Origin of the sequence: Janthinobacterium sp. PSPC1-1 (assembly GCF_049897625.1) — a bacterium.
Lineage (GTDB): Bacteria > Pseudomonadota > Gammaproteobacteria > Burkholderiales > Burkholderiaceae_D > Janthinobacterium > Janthinobacterium tructae.
Window position 1 is genome coordinate 103017 of record NZ_JAFCWP010000011.1, and the last position, 16396, is coordinate 119412.

At 63.7% G+C, this 16396-nt stretch carries 11 protein-coding genes; 7 read left to right on the plus strand and 4 right to left on the minus strand.

Features of this window, described 5'->3' with window-relative positions; all coding sequences use genetic code 11:
- The first annotated feature begins 6 nt into the window (after positions 1–6).
- Genes ACP7EG_RS25640 through ACP7EG_RS25650 form a run of 3 tightly spaced genes read left to right on the plus strand, consistent with a single transcriptional unit; the run spans position 7 to position 6604 of the window.
- Complete coding sequence (locus ACP7EG_RS25640; RefSeq protein WP_426089936.1) at positions 7–3672, plus strand: response regulator; 3666 nt, start codon at positions 7–9, stop codon at positions 3670–3672.
- The gene (locus tag ACP7EG_RS25645; protein ID WP_426089937.1) at positions 3669–6209 is read left to right on the plus strand and encodes an EAL domain-containing protein; all 2541 of its coding nucleotides are present in this window, start codon (positions 3669–3671) and stop codon (positions 6207–6209) included. Before ACP7EG_RS25640 ends, ACP7EG_RS25645 begins: the two co-directional genes overlap by 4 nt.
- Before the next feature lie 20 nt (positions 6210–6229).
- A complete protein-coding gene (locus tag ACP7EG_RS25650) occupies positions 6230–6604 on the plus strand; it encodes a hypothetical protein (RefSeq protein WP_426089938.1) in 375 nt (124 codons plus the stop codon).
- A 21-nt stretch (positions 6605–6625) separates the two neighbouring features.
- On the opposite strand, the gene ACP7EG_RS25655 is transcribed toward ACP7EG_RS25650, so the two are convergent.
- Positions 6626–8131, minus strand: a complete 1506-nt coding sequence (locus ACP7EG_RS25655; RefSeq protein WP_096235476.1) for an anion permease — start codon at positions 8129–8131, stop codon at positions 6626–6628.
- 264 nt (positions 8132–8395) lie between these two features.
- Between ACP7EG_RS25655 and ACP7EG_RS25660 the strand changes: the two genes are divergently transcribed.
- Both ACP7EG_RS25660 and ACP7EG_RS25665 read left to right on the plus strand, forming a co-directional pair.
- Complete coding sequence (locus tag ACP7EG_RS25660; protein ID WP_426089939.1) at positions 8396–9544, plus strand: acyltransferase family protein; 1149 nt, start codon at positions 8396–8398, stop codon at positions 9542–9544.
- Between the two features lie 233 nt (positions 9545–9777).
- Positions 9778–10551, plus strand: a complete 774-nt coding sequence (locus ACP7EG_RS25665; RefSeq protein WP_100873082.1) for a ferredoxin--NADP reductase — start codon at positions 9778–9780, stop codon at positions 10549–10551.
- A gap of 70 nt (positions 10552–10621) precedes the next feature.
- Here ACP7EG_RS25665 and ACP7EG_RS25670 read toward each other — a convergent pair whose 3' ends face one another.
- Positions 10622–12277, minus strand: a complete 1656-nt coding sequence (locus tag ACP7EG_RS25670; RefSeq protein WP_426089940.1) for a phosphoethanolamine transferase — start codon at positions 12275–12277, stop codon at positions 10622–10624.
- A gap of 202 nt (positions 12278–12479) precedes the next feature.
- Between ACP7EG_RS25670 and ACP7EG_RS25675 the strand changes: the two genes are divergently transcribed.
- Both ACP7EG_RS25675 and ACP7EG_RS25680 read left to right on the plus strand, forming a co-directional pair.
- Entirely contained in the window at positions 12480–13058 is a 579-nt protein-coding gene (locus ACP7EG_RS25675) for a type 1 glutamine amidotransferase family protein (protein WP_426089941.1), read from the plus strand.
- Positions 13059–13163: 105 nt separating this feature from the next.
- On the plus strand, positions 13164–14513 hold the full coding sequence (locus tag ACP7EG_RS25680; protein ID WP_426089942.1) for a S41 family peptidase: 1350 nt from the start codon (positions 13164–13166) through the stop codon (positions 14511–14513).
- Here ACP7EG_RS25680 and ACP7EG_RS25685 read toward each other — a convergent pair.
- On the minus strand, positions 14510–15976 hold the full coding sequence (locus ACP7EG_RS25685; RefSeq protein WP_426089943.1) for a serine hydrolase: 1467 nt from the start codon (positions 15974–15976) through the stop codon (positions 14510–14512). The genes ACP7EG_RS25680 and ACP7EG_RS25685 overlap by 4 nt on opposite strands.
- Before the next feature lie 85 nt (positions 15977–16061).
- On the minus strand, positions 16062–16391 hold the full coding sequence (locus ACP7EG_RS25690) for an immunity protein Imm33 domain-containing protein (RefSeq protein ID WP_426089944.1): 330 nt from the start codon (positions 16389–16391) through the stop codon (positions 16062–16064).
- Positions 16392–16396 lie beyond the last annotated feature (5 nt).

Here is a 16396-nt window from a genome sequence, read left to right on the forward strand (position 1 = left end):
CCTGGCATGAAAATCAGGACCAAGCTGATCGTCAGTAGCACCGTCCTGCTGGCGGGCGTGGCAGCCATGGCGGCGACCGGCCTGCTGCTGGTGAAGGGCATCGAAACCCATGTGCACGATTTGACCGACGAGACGGTACCGCTGTACACGGACGTGTTACACCTGCGTTATACCGTGCAGGATATGGCCTCGGACTTTTTCGAGTTGGGCAAGGCGCAAGACCTGGCGCAGCTGGAGCAGGTGTCGAACAAGATCGTCGCCAATATCCAGACCGCCGAGAGCATCAGCGACGATTTGCGGCGCCATGGCGAATTACAGGCGCCCCGCTACCACGCGGCCTTCGAACGGGAATTCCAGCGCATGCGCCTCGCCGTGCGCAAACGCCTGGAAAACGAGGCCTACTACAAGGCGCAGGCAACGGAGATGCGGCAAGTGCTGGCGCAGATCAAGGCCGCAGCCAAGGGGGCGCGCAGCAAGATCCGCCTGGTCGACAGCCAGGCCCAGGCCACGGCCGCCGAGGTGCAGCTGCAAAGTCAGCGCCTGAACCAGAACGCCCGCTACCTGACGGATTTGCGCCAGAGCATCCACGACATGCAGATTGCGCTGGCCGAAACGGAGGCCGTGAAGAGCCGTTTCCGCATCGCCCCCTTGCGCGAGCGCCTGGCCGCGGCCGTGGCGCACCTGGCGGGCACCAGCGAGCGCGACATCAGCCCGTCGCAGCTGGCCCTGCGGGCGAAACTGCTGGCCACGGCGCACCAGCTGCTCGATCCTGCCGCCGGCTTGCTGGCTTTGCGCGCGGGACTGCTGGCCGAGGGCGGCGCCAGCGCGGCGCAGCAGGCTGGCTATCTTACTATCAAGGAACAAATCAGCGCCGCCCTGGCCAGCGCCCACCTGCGCCTGGCCGAGGAACTCGATCCCATCGAATTGCAACTGGCGATAGGGCGCGACCGGCTGGAGCAGGCCAGCCGCTACATGCACACCTCGGCCCGCATCGAGGATGCCAGCGGCGAAATCAACCTTGCCGTCGACGCCATCAGCATCGACGTGGGCGAAGTCATGCTGGCCACGGCCGCCGGCGACGTCACGCGCCTGGGCCACGATATCGCCCGCCGCATCAGCGCCCTGCACCGCGACATGGCCACCATGCAGACTTTGCTGCAAAGCATAGGCCAGCTGGGCTTGCTGGCCGAAATCAGGGCCGTCAACACCCATCTGGACGCGGTGGAACGTTCGGGACAGCGGCTGGTGCAAGCCAAAGGCAGCGTACTGGACAGCCAGGCGGCGCTCGACGAGGTCATCAGCCATGTGCGCGCCTTCGAGCGCGAACAGGCCGCCTATTCCGCGCAGCAGGTGGCGCACATCACGCACCAGCAGCAGGATGCGGTGGCCAAGGTGCGCGATGGCGTGCGGCATGCCTTCGCGCTGATCCTCGGCATCGCGCTGGTGCTGCTGCTGGCCTGCGTGGCCATCACAGGCCTGATCAGCGCGTCCATCGCCAGGCCGCTGGCGCGCCTGTCCTACGCGATTGCGCATATCCGCGACGGCAAGGCGCTGTCGGTGCGCGTGGCGCAGCACGGCAGCGATGAGCTGGGGCAGCTGATCACGGGCTTCAACGGCATGCTCGAACACGTGGAACAGCGCGACCTGGCGCTCACGCAGGCCAAGGCCGAGGCCGACGCCGCCAATCGCGCCAAATCGGAATTCCTGGCCAAGATGAGCCACGAAATCCGCACGCCGATGAATGGCGTGCTGGGCATGACGGAATTGCTGCAGCGCACTGAACTGAGTCCCAAACAGCAGCGTTTCGTGCACACGGTGCACCGCTCGGGCGAAAGCTTGCTGAGCATCATCGACGACATCCTCGACTTTTCCAAGATCGAGGCGGGCAAACTGGTGCTCGAACACATCCCCTTCGACCTGCGCCAGATGATCGACGACGTGGTGGCACTGTTTGCCAACGGCATCCAGCGCAAGGCCATCGAATTTACCTGCCGCATCGCTCCCGACGTGCCGCAGCATGTGCGCGGCGACCCCGTGCGCCTGCGTCAGATCCTCACCAACCTGCTCAATAACGCCACCAAATTCACCGAACGGGGCGAAATTTCCGTCGATGTCAGCTGCCCCGCCACCGGCCAGCTGCGCCTGGAAGTGAGCGACACGGGCATCGGCATGGCGCCGGAAGCGGCCGCGGCCGTCTTCCAGCCGTTCCGCCAGGCCGACAGCACCACCTCACGCAAATACGGCGGCACGGGACTGGGCCTGGCCATCATCAAGCAGTTGGTGGAGATGATGGGCGGCAACATTGCCCTCAAATCCGTAGCAGGCCTGGGTTCCAGCTTCGCCGTGACCGTCGTCGTGGGCAAGGTGGCGCCCGCGGATGCGCCACCGGCGCCGGCGCCGCGCGTGTCGCTGGGCGCCTTGCACGTGCTGATCGTGGACGACAATGCCACCAACCGCAATATCCTGCTGCAGCACGCGATCGAGTGGCAGATGGCCGCGTCCAGCGCCGCCGACGGCGCCGAGGCGCTGGGCCTGCTGCAAGGCGCGCTGCGCGGCGGGCGTCCGTTCGACCTGGCCATCATCGACATGCGGATGCCTGTCATGGATGGCGCCGAACTGGTGCGGAAGATCAAGGCCGACGCCGGCATGGCGGCGCTGAAAATCATCATGCTCAGTTCACTGGACGCCTCGGCCGAGCTGCGCCAGGTGACGGCGCTGGGCGTGGAATATTGCCTGACCAAGCCCGTGCGGGCGCTGGAATTGCGTCACTGCATCGAAGCCGTGGGCGGCTTCGGCACCCTGGCGCCAACCGTGCCTGTCATGCCGGCCCTGCCCGCCGCACCGGATACCGTTGACGCAGACCCGGGCCAGGCGCCGCTGCGCATGCTGCTGGTGGAAGACAATGCGATCAACCAGGAAATCGCCCTGGCCATGCTGGAAGATACCGGCTACGACGCCACGCCGGCCGACAACGGGCGGCGCGCGCTGGCCCTGTGGGAGCGCTACCCGTTCGATGTGATCCTGATGGATTGCCAGATGCCGGAAATGGACGGCTTCGAAGCGACCCGGCGCCTGCGCCGCATGGAAGCCCAGCAGGGCCGTGACCGCACGCCCATCATCGCCCTGACGGCCAATGCCATCCTGGGCGACCGCGAACTGTGCCTGGATGCGGGCATGGACGATTACCTCGCCAAACCATATACGCGCGCCGCCCTGCTGGCCGTGCTGGCCCGCTGGCGTCCGGCGTCCACCGCACCAAAGGCAGCGCAGACGCCGGCAGTGACGGCGCAGGCTGTCCAGGAGGCGCCGGCCGAACCGGCGGCCATCCTCGACGCGGCCGCCCTGCAAAACCTGCGCGCCATGCGCCGTCCCGGCCGTCCCGATGTGCTGGGCCGCATCATCGACCTGTTCTACAGCGACGCCCCGCGCCTGCTGGGCCAGCTGGAAGTGGCGGCCGGGGCCAGCGACGCCGCGGCGCTGCAGCTGGCGGCGCATACGCTCAAGTCCAGCTGCGCCAACGTGGGCGCGCTGGGCTTGTCGGCCACCTGCCGTGAAATCGAACAATACGCGCGCAGCAATGACGTCGGCAGCGCGCTGCAGCATATCCGCGGCATCCAGCAAGAACTCGACCGTGTCCTCGCCGCCCTGGCCATTGAAAAGGAAGCAATATGAATACCGCACTCCCCCCGCAAGCACTGGTCCTGGTGGTCGATGACGACACCATGACGCGCTTCCTGGTGACGGAAGCACTGGAGCCGGAAGGCTTCCGCATCGTGGAAGCGGCCAGCGGCCTGGAAGCGCTGGCCGCCTTCCAGCGCGGCGTGCCCGACCTGATCCTGCTCGACGTCGCCATGCCCGGCATGAGCGGCTTCGAATGCTGCGCACAGCTGCGCCGGCTGCCCGGCGGCGCGCACGTGCCCATCGTCGTGCTCACCGGCAACGATGACGATGACTCCATCAAGCAGGCGCTGGAAGCGGGCGCCAGCGATTTCATCTCCAAGCCGATGCAATGGCGTTTGCTGGCGCACCGGCTGCGCTACCTGCTGCGCGCCAGCAGCGCGCTAACCGAGTTGAGCCGTATCCAGGCAAGCCTCAGCCACGCGCAGGCGCTGGCCCGCCTGGGCAACTGGGAATACCGGCTTGCCGATGGCGACGGCTACTGGTCGCCGGAACTGTTGCGCATCCTGGGCCTGGACGCCGATTCCGGCCCCACCAGCTTCGAGCGCCTGTTGCAATGCCTGCCAGAGGATCAGCGGCCCCTGCTGCTCGAGGCCTTCATGGAACTGCATGCCAGCGGCACCGGCTACAGCCTGGAACACCGGGTGCTGCAGCCGGACGGAGGCGAGCGTATCGTCTTCCACCAGGCCGAGGCCGTGCGCGAAGGCCGCGAAATGCTGCTGATGCGCGGTACCGTGCAGGACATCACGGAACGCAAGCAGCAGGAATTGCGCATCGAGTACCTGGCCAACCACGATGCGCTGACGGACTTGCCCAACCGTCAGTTGCTGAACGACCGCATCGGCCAGGCCATCGTCCACGCCCGCCGCACCAAACTGCATCTGGCTACCATGATGATGGACCTCGATCGTTTCAAGTTCGTCAACGACAGCTATGGCCACCCGGTGGGCGATGCGCTGCTGCGGGAAGTGGCCCGCAGGCTGAAGGGGGCGGTGCGCGAAGGCGACACCGTGGCCCGCCAGGGCGGCGACGAATTCGTCATCCTGCTGACGGACCTGCCCGACCTCGAGACGACTGAACAGATCGTGAAGAAAGTGCTGGCGGTGTTCGCCGAGCCCTTCCTGCTGGGCGAACACACCCTGCACGTCAGCACCAGTATCGGCGCCAGCGTGTTTCCCTCCGACGGCGACAGCGGCGACATACTGCTGAAGACGGCCGATGCGGCCCTCTACAGCGCCAAGGACAAGGGCCGCAACGGTTTCCAGTTTTACAACCACAAGATGGGCGTGCTGGTAGAAGAGCGGGCTGAAATCGAACATGCCCTGCATCAGGCGCTGGCGCTGGACGAACTGGAATTGCACTACCAGCCCAAGGTCGACCTCAGCAGCGGGAAAATCTATGGCATGGAAGCGCTGCTGCGCTGGCGCCGGCCCGGCATCGGCCTGGTGCCGCCGGACCGCTTCATTCCCCTGGCCGAGGAAACGGGCATGATCATTCCCATCGGCGAATGGGTGCTGCGCACGGCCTGCGCGCAACTGGGCGTCTGGCATGCCTACGGCTTTGCGCACCTGACGATGGCGGTCAACGTGTCGGCGCGCCAGTTCCGCCAGGTCGACATGCCGGAACTGGTACGCGAAGTGCTGGCGGAAAGTGGCGTGCCGGCCGATTGCCTGGAACTGGAGCTGACGGAGAGCGTGCTGATGCAGAACCGGGACCTGGTGGTGCGGGCACTGGAACAGTTGAAGGAAATCGGCGTCACCTTGTCGTTGGACGATTTCGGCACCGGCTATTCCAGCTTGTCCTATCTCAAGCAATTCCCCATCGACGTGGTCAAGATCGATCAATCGTTCATCCGCGACGTGACCGACAGCGTGGATGGCGCTTCGCTGACCCGCTCCATCATCGCCATGGCCAAGTCGCTGCACATGACCACGGTGGCCGAGGGCGTGGAAACGGAAGGCCAGCTGGGGTTTCTCAATACCAACCACTGCGACGCCATGCAAGGCTATTACTTCAGCCGCCCACTGCCCGGCGCCGAGATGGACCAGTTATTGCATGCCGGCACCCATTTGCCGCCAGACAACTGCCATGCCGACGCGCCGCAGCGCGTGCTGCTGCTGGTGGACGACGAGGAGCATATCCTGTCCTCCCTGCGCCGCTCGCTGCGCAAGGAAGGCTACCAGATACTCAGCACCACCATGCCGCAGGAAGCGCTGGAACTGGTGGCCACCCATGCCGTGGGCGTGATACTCACGGATGCACGCATGCCTGGCATGTCTGGCAACGAACTCTTGCGCCGCATCAAGGGCATCTATCCCGAGATCGTGCGCGTGATGTTGTCCGGCTATCCTGAATTGCATTCGGTCACGGCGGCCATCAACGAAGGCTCGGTGTACAAGTTCATCACCAAACCCTGGGATGAAACCTTGCTGAAAGAGCATTTGCGCGAAGCCTTCCTGCGCTTCGAATCGGGCATACAGCGGCCGCCGCAGGGTCCCCGTACCGTCGAGATCCGCAACCGTGCCGCCTAGGCACGCCACCAGGAGCCATCATGCAGGAACAACTGTTCTTCGAAGGCTTGCGCGCCCTGGCCGAAGCCGCCTTTCCCAAGCATTGCGCCTGCTGTGGGCGCGTCTTCGCCACGGCCGACGAGTTCATACAGCAGACACAAGCGATGCGCCAGAATGTCTCCGGGCTGAAGCAGAGTTTCGATGACAACAACGTCGCCATCGTCGAGGTCTACCGCAATTGCCTGTGCGGCTCGACCCTGATGGATTTCTTTTCAAACCGGCGCGACACGTCCGAGGCCTCTCTGCAGCGGCGCCAGCTATTCGAGCAGTTATTGCCGCTATTACAAGAAAAAGGCATGGACCGGGGCGCGGCGCGCGCCTATCTGCTGCAGGTCGTGCGCGGCGAGCTGCCTTGAGGGGCCGCTCGGCGTACCACCTTACCAGTAACCAAGCACCTTCCACCACGTCGTGCCGACGACGGCAAAGATCAGCAGTTCCACCACGCACATGATGAAGCCGACCCGCCACCAGTTACCCATCGTCACGAAGCCGCTGCCGAAGATGATGGGCGAGGTGCCTGTCGCATAGTGGGTCAAGGTCATCATGATGGCCGAGCCGGCCGTCATCATCAGCATGAACGGCACATGGTATTCGGCGGGAATCAGGTGCAGGCCCACCGTCAGGAAGGCCAGCAGCATGGCGCTGATGTGGGCCGTCGTGCTGGCAAAGAAATAATGCGAGAAGACGAACACCAGCACCAGGACGCCGGCGATCGGCAGCCAGTCCATGCCGCTGGCGACGATGGCCGCCTTCATGCCGGCCGAGAACCAGGCGATCACGCCCGTCTTGTTCAACTGCTCGGCCATCATGACCAGCGCGCCGAACCACACCAGGGTATCCCAGGCACTCTTCTCGGACAACACGTCGTCCCAGTCGATGGTGCCGGTAATGATCAGCACGAACAAGCCGACGAAGGCGACGACCGTCGCATCGAGCGAAAACGCGGGGCCGAACAGCATGGCGGGCACGTTGGCCCACAGTAACAGCAGCAGGGCGAAGGTGCCCAGCATGACTTTTTCCGACGGCGACAGCGGGCCCATGCTTTTCAGTTCCGCCTTGGCGTAGGTGACGGCGTCCGGCGTGGCTTTCAGTTCCGGCGGCGACAGCCAGTAGATAATCAGGGGCATCACCAGCAGGCAGACCAGGCCCGGCAGCAGCATGCACAGGGCCCAGGTGGTCCACGTCAGGTGGAAACTCTGGCCGCTGGCCTTGGCCACGAAATCGACCACCAGCGGATTGGGCGCCGTGGCCGTGAGGAACATGGCCGACGTAATCGGGTTGGCGTGGTAGTTGACGAGGGCCAGATACGTGCCCACTTTACCTTCCGTGCCCTTGGCCGGGTCCGAATCGAAGGCGTTGGCAATCGATTTCATGACGGGGTGGACGATGCCGCCACCGCGCGCGGTGTTACTCGGCGTAAATGGCGCCAGCACCAGTTCGCAAATCGCCAGGCCATAGCCGATGCCCATGGTGCGCTTGCCCAGCAGCGAGATGAACAGCAGGCCGATGCGGCTGCCCAGCCCCGTCTTTTTCAGGCCGCGCGATATCAAAATCGCCACTACGATCAGCCAGATCAAGGGATTTGAAAAACTGCTGAGCGCATCCGTGATGGCGCCCTTGGACGAGGTCGACGTCACTTGCGACAAGGAAACGATGACGATGGCCATCATGGCCATCACGCCGATCGGCATGACTTTTAATATGATCGCCAAAATCGTGGTGAGGAAGATCGCCACCAGGCCCCAGGCCTTCGGCGTCAAGCCGTCGGGCGCCGGCAGCAATAGCATGCTCACCAGCAAGGCCGTGCAAATCAGGGCGGGGACGAGGCGGAATGGGACGGCTTCCTTGAAATGCAGGAACATGTCGCGCACTGTTTTATACATCTTTATTACCTTTCGCTGTGGGTCAGGCATCCTGGCGGCCGGAATCGTGCACGCAGATTCATGGGCTGGCAGGCACGAAAAACCGCGCCCGCAAGATGATAGATGCCCAACAATTCTGTTCGGCAATATCATACACGCAAGACTTCCCTGTCCTCGCCCCGTTGCCGCTTTCGACGCCGATTATCTGCATAATCGTTGACCGGCAAGCGACACATGTCGCATCATGCTCCCATAAGTCACAAGACATGATGAAAAGGAACCACAGTGAATAATACCCGCAACCATCATATCGACGCCCTGCGCGGCGCGGCCATCCTGTGCGTGCTGCTGCTGCACTTCGCGCTGGCCTATGGCTTGAAGAACAGCCCGCTCGTCGTTCTGCCGACTTGGCTATTGAAAGCCGCCTACCAGGGCAATTACGGCGTGACCATGTTCTTCGTCATTTCCGGCTATTTGATCACCTCGACCTCGCTGCGCCGCTGGGGCGACCTGGCGCGCATCGACCTGGCCGTGTTTTATGCCTACCGCATCGCCCGCCTGCTGCCGTCTCTGCTGCTGGCCCTGTCCCTGATCGTGCTGCTGGGCGTGCTGGACGTGCCCTTCTTTGCCAATTCCGACGGCGGCAAGGATTTGCCAGCCAGCTATTTCGTCATCGCCATCGCTTCCGTGCTGACCTTCTGGCACAACGTGCTGATGCAAAGCGCCGGGTATTTCAATTACTGCCTGAACGTGTACTGGTCGCTGTCCGTCGAGGAAATGTTTTACCTGCTGTTGCCGCTGTCGTGCCGCCTGCTGCGCCGGCGCCATGCGATCATGCTGCTGTGCAGCGCGGCCATCGTGGCCGGCCCCGTGTACCGCAGCTTGCACGCGGACAACGAAATCTATTTCATGTACGGCTACCTTGCCTGTTTCGACGCCATCGCCATCGGCTGCCTGACGGCCCTGCTGACGCAACACTGGCAGCCGGGTGCGCGGGCTGGGCAACTGTTGCGCTGGGCGGCGGGCCTGGCCCTGGCGGCCGTGTACGTGCGCGGCATCGCCGGCCATGAAGCCTTCGGCTTCAGCGCGATCGCGCTGGCCAGCGCCGCCTTCATCGTGGGCGCCACGGCGGGCCAGGCGGCCAGCCAGGGCCGCCCCGGACCGCTGCAATGGCTGGGACGCCACAGCTACGAGCTGTACTTGTTCCATATCATCGTGCTCGCTGCCATGCGTAACGTGGTCGACAAGGCGGGCCTGGGCTACGCGGAGCGCCTGCCGTGGCTGGCGCTGTTCCTGGCCGCGACGGCGCTGGCGGCCGCCCTCGTGGCCCGCTATGTGTCCGATCCGGCGAATGCCGCCCTGCGCCGGCGCTTCCTGGGCGCCGCCGCGCCCGCGCCTGCACGCGCGGGCGGCAGCCCTGGAGCGGCACCTTGAAAAAGTGAGCCAGGTCAAGAGAGCGCATGCCCACCGCCCGTTTCCGGGCGAATTTCAGCCCCGCCTTGCCATTCGCACTATAATGTCGGCACCGTGTGCGGCAGCATTGGCGGCGATAGACGGTAACAATTTCGTGTGGACGCCAGTACAATAGCGTCTGGGCCTACACAGGGTTTCACTTTTGCCAGCAGTTGCCAGCAACTAACCATTTTTTTGACCAGCCAACAAACACTATGAGTTCGATGAATGAAGAGCGCGTTTTAAGCGTGCACCACTGGACGGATACCCTGTTCTCCTTTACCACCACGCGCGACCCGTCGCTGCGTTTCTCGAATGGCCATTTCACCATGATCGGCCTGCGCGTCGATGGCAAGCCATTGCTGCGCGCCTACAGTATCGCCAGCGCCAATTACGAAGAGCACCTGGAATTTTTCAGCATCAAGGTGCCGGGCGGTCCATTGACGTCGCGTTTGCAACATTTGCAAGTGGGCGACACCGTCATCGTCGGCCGCAAGCCGACGGGCACCCTGGTGTCCGACTACCTGCTGCCAGGCAAGCGCCTGTACATGCTGTCGACGGGCACGGGCCTGGCGCCTTTCCTCAGCATCGTGCGCGATCCGGACATCTACGAGCGCTTCGACCAGCTGATCCTTGTGCACGGCGTGCGCCAGGTCGATGAACTGGCCTACCGCGAGCTGCTGGAAGAGCACCTGCCGAAGCATGAATTCCTGGGCGAAATGGTCAGCGACAAGCTGCGCTATTACCCGACCGTGACGCGCGAAGATTTCCGCAACATGGGCCGCATCACGGCACTGATCGAGAACGGCAAACTGGCCGAAGACCTGGGCTTGCCGGCGCTGAACCCGGCCGAAGACCGCGTCATGATCTGCGGCAGCTCGGACATGCTGCGTGACCTGAAGGAAATGCTGGAAGCGCGTGGCTTCAAGGAAGGCAATACCTCGACGCCTGGCGACTTCGTTGTCGAGCGCGCGTTCGCCGAGAAGTAATCCACCGTGTTCTCCAGGGGCCCGGTCCCGCCGCAGCTTGCGGCGGGACCGGGCCTTTTTCATTGGCGGCTCAGCGCACCAGCGCCGGCGTGCCGCGCTGGTATTGCAAGCCATTCATGAAGCGCTGCACGGGCTGAAAGGCGCCGCTGAGGATATCGTCATGCGCCGCGTAATAGCGCGTCTCGATCTTCAGCAAGCCCAGCACGGTCGCATCGAGCTTGTCCGTCTGATACGGCCGGCTTTCCAGCGCGGCGCGCGCGGCCCCCGATTGCGGCGCTTGCTGGTTGTTCCAGATCAACATGGGAATTTCATAACCGCTCTTGTCGGAGGCGGAATGGCCCGCGTGATTGCGGCTGTAACCCACTTCCTGTCCATGGTCGGAGACGAACAGCAGCGAGGCGGCGCGCCCGGCCTTGGCTGTGTCGGCCATGCCGATCAGGGTGCCCAGCACATAATCGCCATAGCGGATGGCGTTATCGTACTCATCGCGCTGGTGGCGTATCCAGCTGGATCTGCCCTGGCTGGCCATCTGCGCGCTGACGGCGTCCCGCGCCTGGTCGAAATGCGCAAAGTGGCTGGGATAGCGCATGTCATAGCTGGGATGGGCGCCCAGCAAGTGCACCACGATCAGCTTTTTCGGCGCGCTATCGGCCAGTGCGTGGGCGAACGGCTGGAACAGGTTGCCATCAAAATTGTTTTCGCCACGGCCAGTACCGTAGTTGATGAAGTCGCTTTCATCGGCCTGGCCCGCCAGCAGACCGATCCAGCCGTCGTTGCGCGTCTGGTTAGAGACCCAAAACGTCTTGTAGCCGGCCGCCTCGGCCAGCATCAGCAAATTTGGCTTGGCCATCCACGCATCGGGGCTGCCGATATCGGCCGGCGTGAGCATCGTCATCATCGATTCCACCGTGCTGGACGCGGGCGAAATCACATCATTGAACACCAGCAGCTTCGCACGCATGGCATCGAGCCGGGGCGTGGTGGCGCGCGGGTAGCCATACAGCGACATCGAGGCGCGATTGGTGCTCTCGCCGATCACCAGGATGACGGTGCGCGCATCCTCGCCCGCATAGCGCACATGCCAGTCGCCCGGCGCGGCCATGGCCGCCGTCAGCGCCTGCTGCATGGATTTCATCGCTTCCAGCTGCGCGCTGTACTGCTGGTAGCGCAGCGGCCAGAACAGGGCCGGATTTTCACGCCGCATGGTGGTATTGACGTGCAGCAGCACGAGAAAGATGGCCATGCTGGCGGCAAAGCATTTTTGCGCCAGGCCCGGTGCGCTACTGGCGCGCGCCGCTTGCCGGCGCAGCAACTGGCGGTCGGCCAGCAACACCGCCGCCGTCACGAGAACGAACCAGCCCGCCGCTTGCGCCAGGGCGACGCTGTTGTGCAGGAAAAACTCGCCCGTTTCCGCTTGATCTGTCGCAAACATAGCCTGCAAAACGGCATTGGGATTGGGCCGCATGCCAAAATAGCCACGCAAGAAGCCCTTGATGGCGGCGTCGAGGTAAAACACGGGCACCACGATGCGCAGCAGCACGGTGACCGCGCTGGCGCTGGCGCTGGAACTGCCACGCCACGCGTGCAGCACGCCGCCCACACCCAGCAGGAAGGCCGCCAGCAAGACGCACAATTTCAGGCATTCGTTCGCACTTAACTGATCGAAGAGAAAGAACAGCAGCAGGCCAGCAATGCTGAACAGGACACGGCAAAACAGAATCAGCATGGAGGCGACAGGGAGTAAGTATTGAACAGGGGCAAGCCCGCGCGAACGGGCCAGCGATTGTAGCGTAGTCCCTTGCCACCTGCACAATCAATTCATGTGCGCTCCTGACAGAAATTGTCAGTACTTTCTATTATGCTTTCGGCACCAGCAGGCCAGCCAGCCTGTATTAAGATTGATATCTCCACCTGCGACAGGACCTTTCATGACACGTGCCATCACCATACTGACCGAGAACTTTGCCGATTGGGAAACCGCCCTGATCAATTCCACGGCGCGCCTGTATTACGGCTTTTACACGCAGTTCGCCACGCCGGGCGGCCTGCCCGTCACCTCGTCCGGAGGCATGCTGGTCACGCCGCAACTGGCGCTGGAAGAGGTCAATCTCGATGAACTCGATTTGCTGATGGTGTGCGGCGGCAGCCACTGGCAAAGCGGCAAGGCGCCCGACCTGGGGCCCTTGCTGCGCGCCGCCCGCGACAAAAATATTGTGCTGGCCGGAATTTGCGACGGCACCCGCGTGCTGGCGCAGGCAGGCGTGCTCGACACCGTGCGCCATACGTCCAACAGTGCGGACAACCTGTTGCAAACGGGCTATGCGGGCGCGGCCCTGTACCAGGACGTGCCGTGGGCCGTGGCCGACCAGCGCGTCGTCACTGCACCGGGCACGGCGCCCGTCACCTTCACAAAGGAAGTCTTGCGCGCCCTGGGCATCGCCGATGAAAACCTGACGGCTTATCTGGCCATGCATGGGGCCGAGCACGGCAAGCCTCCCGTCGCCTGATCTCGCTCCTTGGCACGCAAGTTCTGCCGCCCGTCGCAAAGGGGTGGCAGAATCGGCTCAACTTGATTAAAGTGCATCCCTTATCTGCCCCCCCGGAAGGATGCGATGCGACGCCTGAAATACCTGCCAGCCTGCCTGGTCCTGTTGTGCTGGACGCCCCTGGCGCTGGCCCAGCCCTCACCCCTGTTGACACCGGAGCAGTTGCGCGCCGACCTGCGCTTCATCCAGCAGTCGATCGCCGCCACGCACCCGCAGCCGAGCTTTTCCGCCGATCCCGCCGCCGTGCAGCAAGCCTACAAATACATTGCAGAGCAAATGCAGGCGCCGATGTCGCCGGACCAGGCCTGGCGCCTGCTTGCCATGCTCAATCCCCTCTACGCCGACGGCCACCTGGCCATCACGCCGGCCACACCGCTGGCGCAAAGCCAGGCCTTCCTCGACGCGGGCGGCAGGTTCTTTCCCTATGAAGTGAGCCTGGATGCCAGCGGCGCCCTGCGCATCCGCGCGCAGCTGGGCGGTGCGCCGTCGCCGCTGCAAGGCATGCGCATCACCAGCATCAATGGCGTGCCGGCTGAGCAGATCGTTGCCGACTTGCTGATCCGCTGCCACGGTGAAACGGCCGCGTTCCGCACCAGCCTGCTGTCGCTGCGCTGGCCTTTCCTGTACTGGAAAGTACTGGGCGCGCCGGACAACTATGCCTTACAGTTTGAAAAAGGTCAGCAATTGACCGTACCAGGATCCAGCGCCCTGCCCGCCTATCTGGCCGGCAATGGTAGTTTCGCACAGCAATTCCGTTTCGAATTGCTGCCCCGCAAGGCTGCATTGCTGACCATCAATACCTTTGCCTGGCCAGACAAGGCGCAATTCACGGCGTTCACGGCCGACGCTTTCCGCCAGGTGCAAGAGGCGGGCGTGCGCACGCTGCTGATCGACGTGCGGGAGAATGGCGGCGGCAACGACGACATGTGGATCGATGGCGTGCTGCGCTATATCGCCGACCAACCTTACCGCTGGGCCTCGACCTACCGCAAAAAAGTCATCAAGGGACGCGAGAGCGCGAGTGAAAAGCTGGGCGACGTCATCGATGGGGAGATCACTTCCTGGCAGCAGCCCCAACTGGACAATCCGCTGCACTTCTCGGGCGCCACCTATTTGCTGGTGGGCGGCCGCACGTATTCTTCCTCTGTACTTCTGAGCAATGTCATGCAGGACTTTGGCTTTGGCAAGGTGGTGGGAGCGGCGGGCCAGGCACGCACGCGCCAGAGTGGCGGCACGCAGCGTTTCGTGCTGCCCAACAGTGGCCTGGAACTGGGCGTGCCGCGCCTGCTCTTCCAGCGCCCATCCGGCGCGGCCAGCCCCTACTTGCTGCAACCGGACATCGTGCTGCCGGACAGCCCGTATGATGAACGCGAACTGATCGAAGCCGTGCTGGCCCTGCCGGCCCCGCCGGCCTAATCGGCGGCCAGCACGCGCAAGCGCGCCACGGCGTGCGTGTTGCCCGGGTCCAGCTCCAGCGAACGGCGGTAATGCGTGACGGCCAGCGCCGTGGCGCCATCGGCCTCGTACGCTTCGGCCAGGCTGTCGTGGCCGTTCGCCCCTTGCGGGTACAGTTGCACGCCTAGCTGGAAGACGGCGAGCGCCTGTTTCGGCTGCTGCCGGCCCAGCAGGCGGTAGCCCCAGGCATTCAAGTCGTCTTCGGTGGGCGCAGACAGCCCGTGCTGGCGCCGGATGGCCGCCAATTTCTTGTCCAGCCCGTCGAAACCAGCGCTGGCCGCCTGCTGGCGCAGCAGGTGCGCGGCATACGCGCCGCCGCGCTGCTGGCGCAGGGCGGGAATGTAGAAGCCGGCGACGGTATCGATCAGCTGTTCCGGTTGGCCGCCGGCCAGGTTGCTGAGGATAATGACGGCCAGGCCATCGTCCGGATACACATAAAAGGCCGAGCGGGCGCCGCCGATGCCGGCCACGGCGCGATGGCCAGCGCGGCCGATGCTGGGCCAGCCTAGCGCCCACGGTGCCGGCTTGCCGTCATTCAAGCTGGTCGGCTGCCACAGCCGTGCCAGGCTGGCGGGCGCCAGCAAGCGCCCCGACTGCAGCGCGATGAGCCAGTTCGCCAGTTCACCCGCATTGCTGTTGATGCCGGCGCCCGCGCGCATGAACACGGGAAAGTCTTCGATCACGTTGCGGTAACCGTTGCCGCCCCGGTCCAGCACGTAGGAACTGGCCTTATTGGCGACCACGTCCTTCGCGTCGCCAAAGCCGCTGTGCGGCATGCCGGCCACGTCAAACTGCCGGCGCTGGATGAAGGAAACAAAGGGCTGACTACTTTGCCGTTCGATCAATTGCGCCAGCAACACGTAATTGGTCTGGTTGTAGCGGAAGCGTTCACCTAGTTTTGCCTCCACCGGCAGCGCCTGCACGGCCGTCCACGCCGCATCGGCGTCGTCCGGCTGCGACCCCACCAGCTTGCCGCTGCGCTGGTCCAGCACATCGGGCAGGCCCGAGGTATGGTTGAGCAATTGCGTCACCGTCACGGCTTGCCATGCCGATGGCAGCCCCACCAGGTACTGGCCGATGGGCGTCGCCAGATCGATCTTGCCCTGTTGCACCAGTTGCATCACGGCCACGCCTGTAAACGCTTTCGTCGCCGAATTGATGGAAAACAGGCTGGCGTCCGTCACGGGTACCTGGTATTGCAGGCTGGCCAGACCGAAATTGCGCTTCAGCACGACCTTGCCCCCTTGGATCACCGCCAGTTGTAGCCCCGGAATCTGGCGCTCCTGCATTTCACTGCGCACAAAGGCGGCAATCTCCTGTGCCGCGCGCGATGCCTGCGATGGGCTGGCAGTGGCGGCTATCACACCAGCCGGGAAGGCGGCTAGCGCCATGACGAGCAGGACGGACGGAAGGCGTGGATTCACTATGCGGCTTTCAACAGTTGAAAACGGAATCGCAGCATCCCATACCTATTTATCAACGTCAATGACAATCTTGCCGGTTAGAAAATTACTCTTCCAGCCACACGTCTTCATAGCCTTCGCGGTCGAGAATGAATTTGGCGCCGCTGGGCAAGGCCAGGTAATCGACCACTTGCGGCAGCATGTCATGCAGGTGGTCCGCATGCAGTGGTTGGTAAAAGCCGCTGGCATCGTCGTGTTCGCCGCAGTGGATGAACCAGCTGATGCTGCCATTTTCCGGCAGCACGATGCGCGTGCCGTAGATGGGCGATTGGTCCAGGCTGCCGATGGCCAGGGCCACCATGGGCTCGGGCGCCTGCGCCGGCAAGCCAAATTTGTCGCAGATGCGCTGCTGTGTTTTGCTGATCGGTACGGTCATGCTGT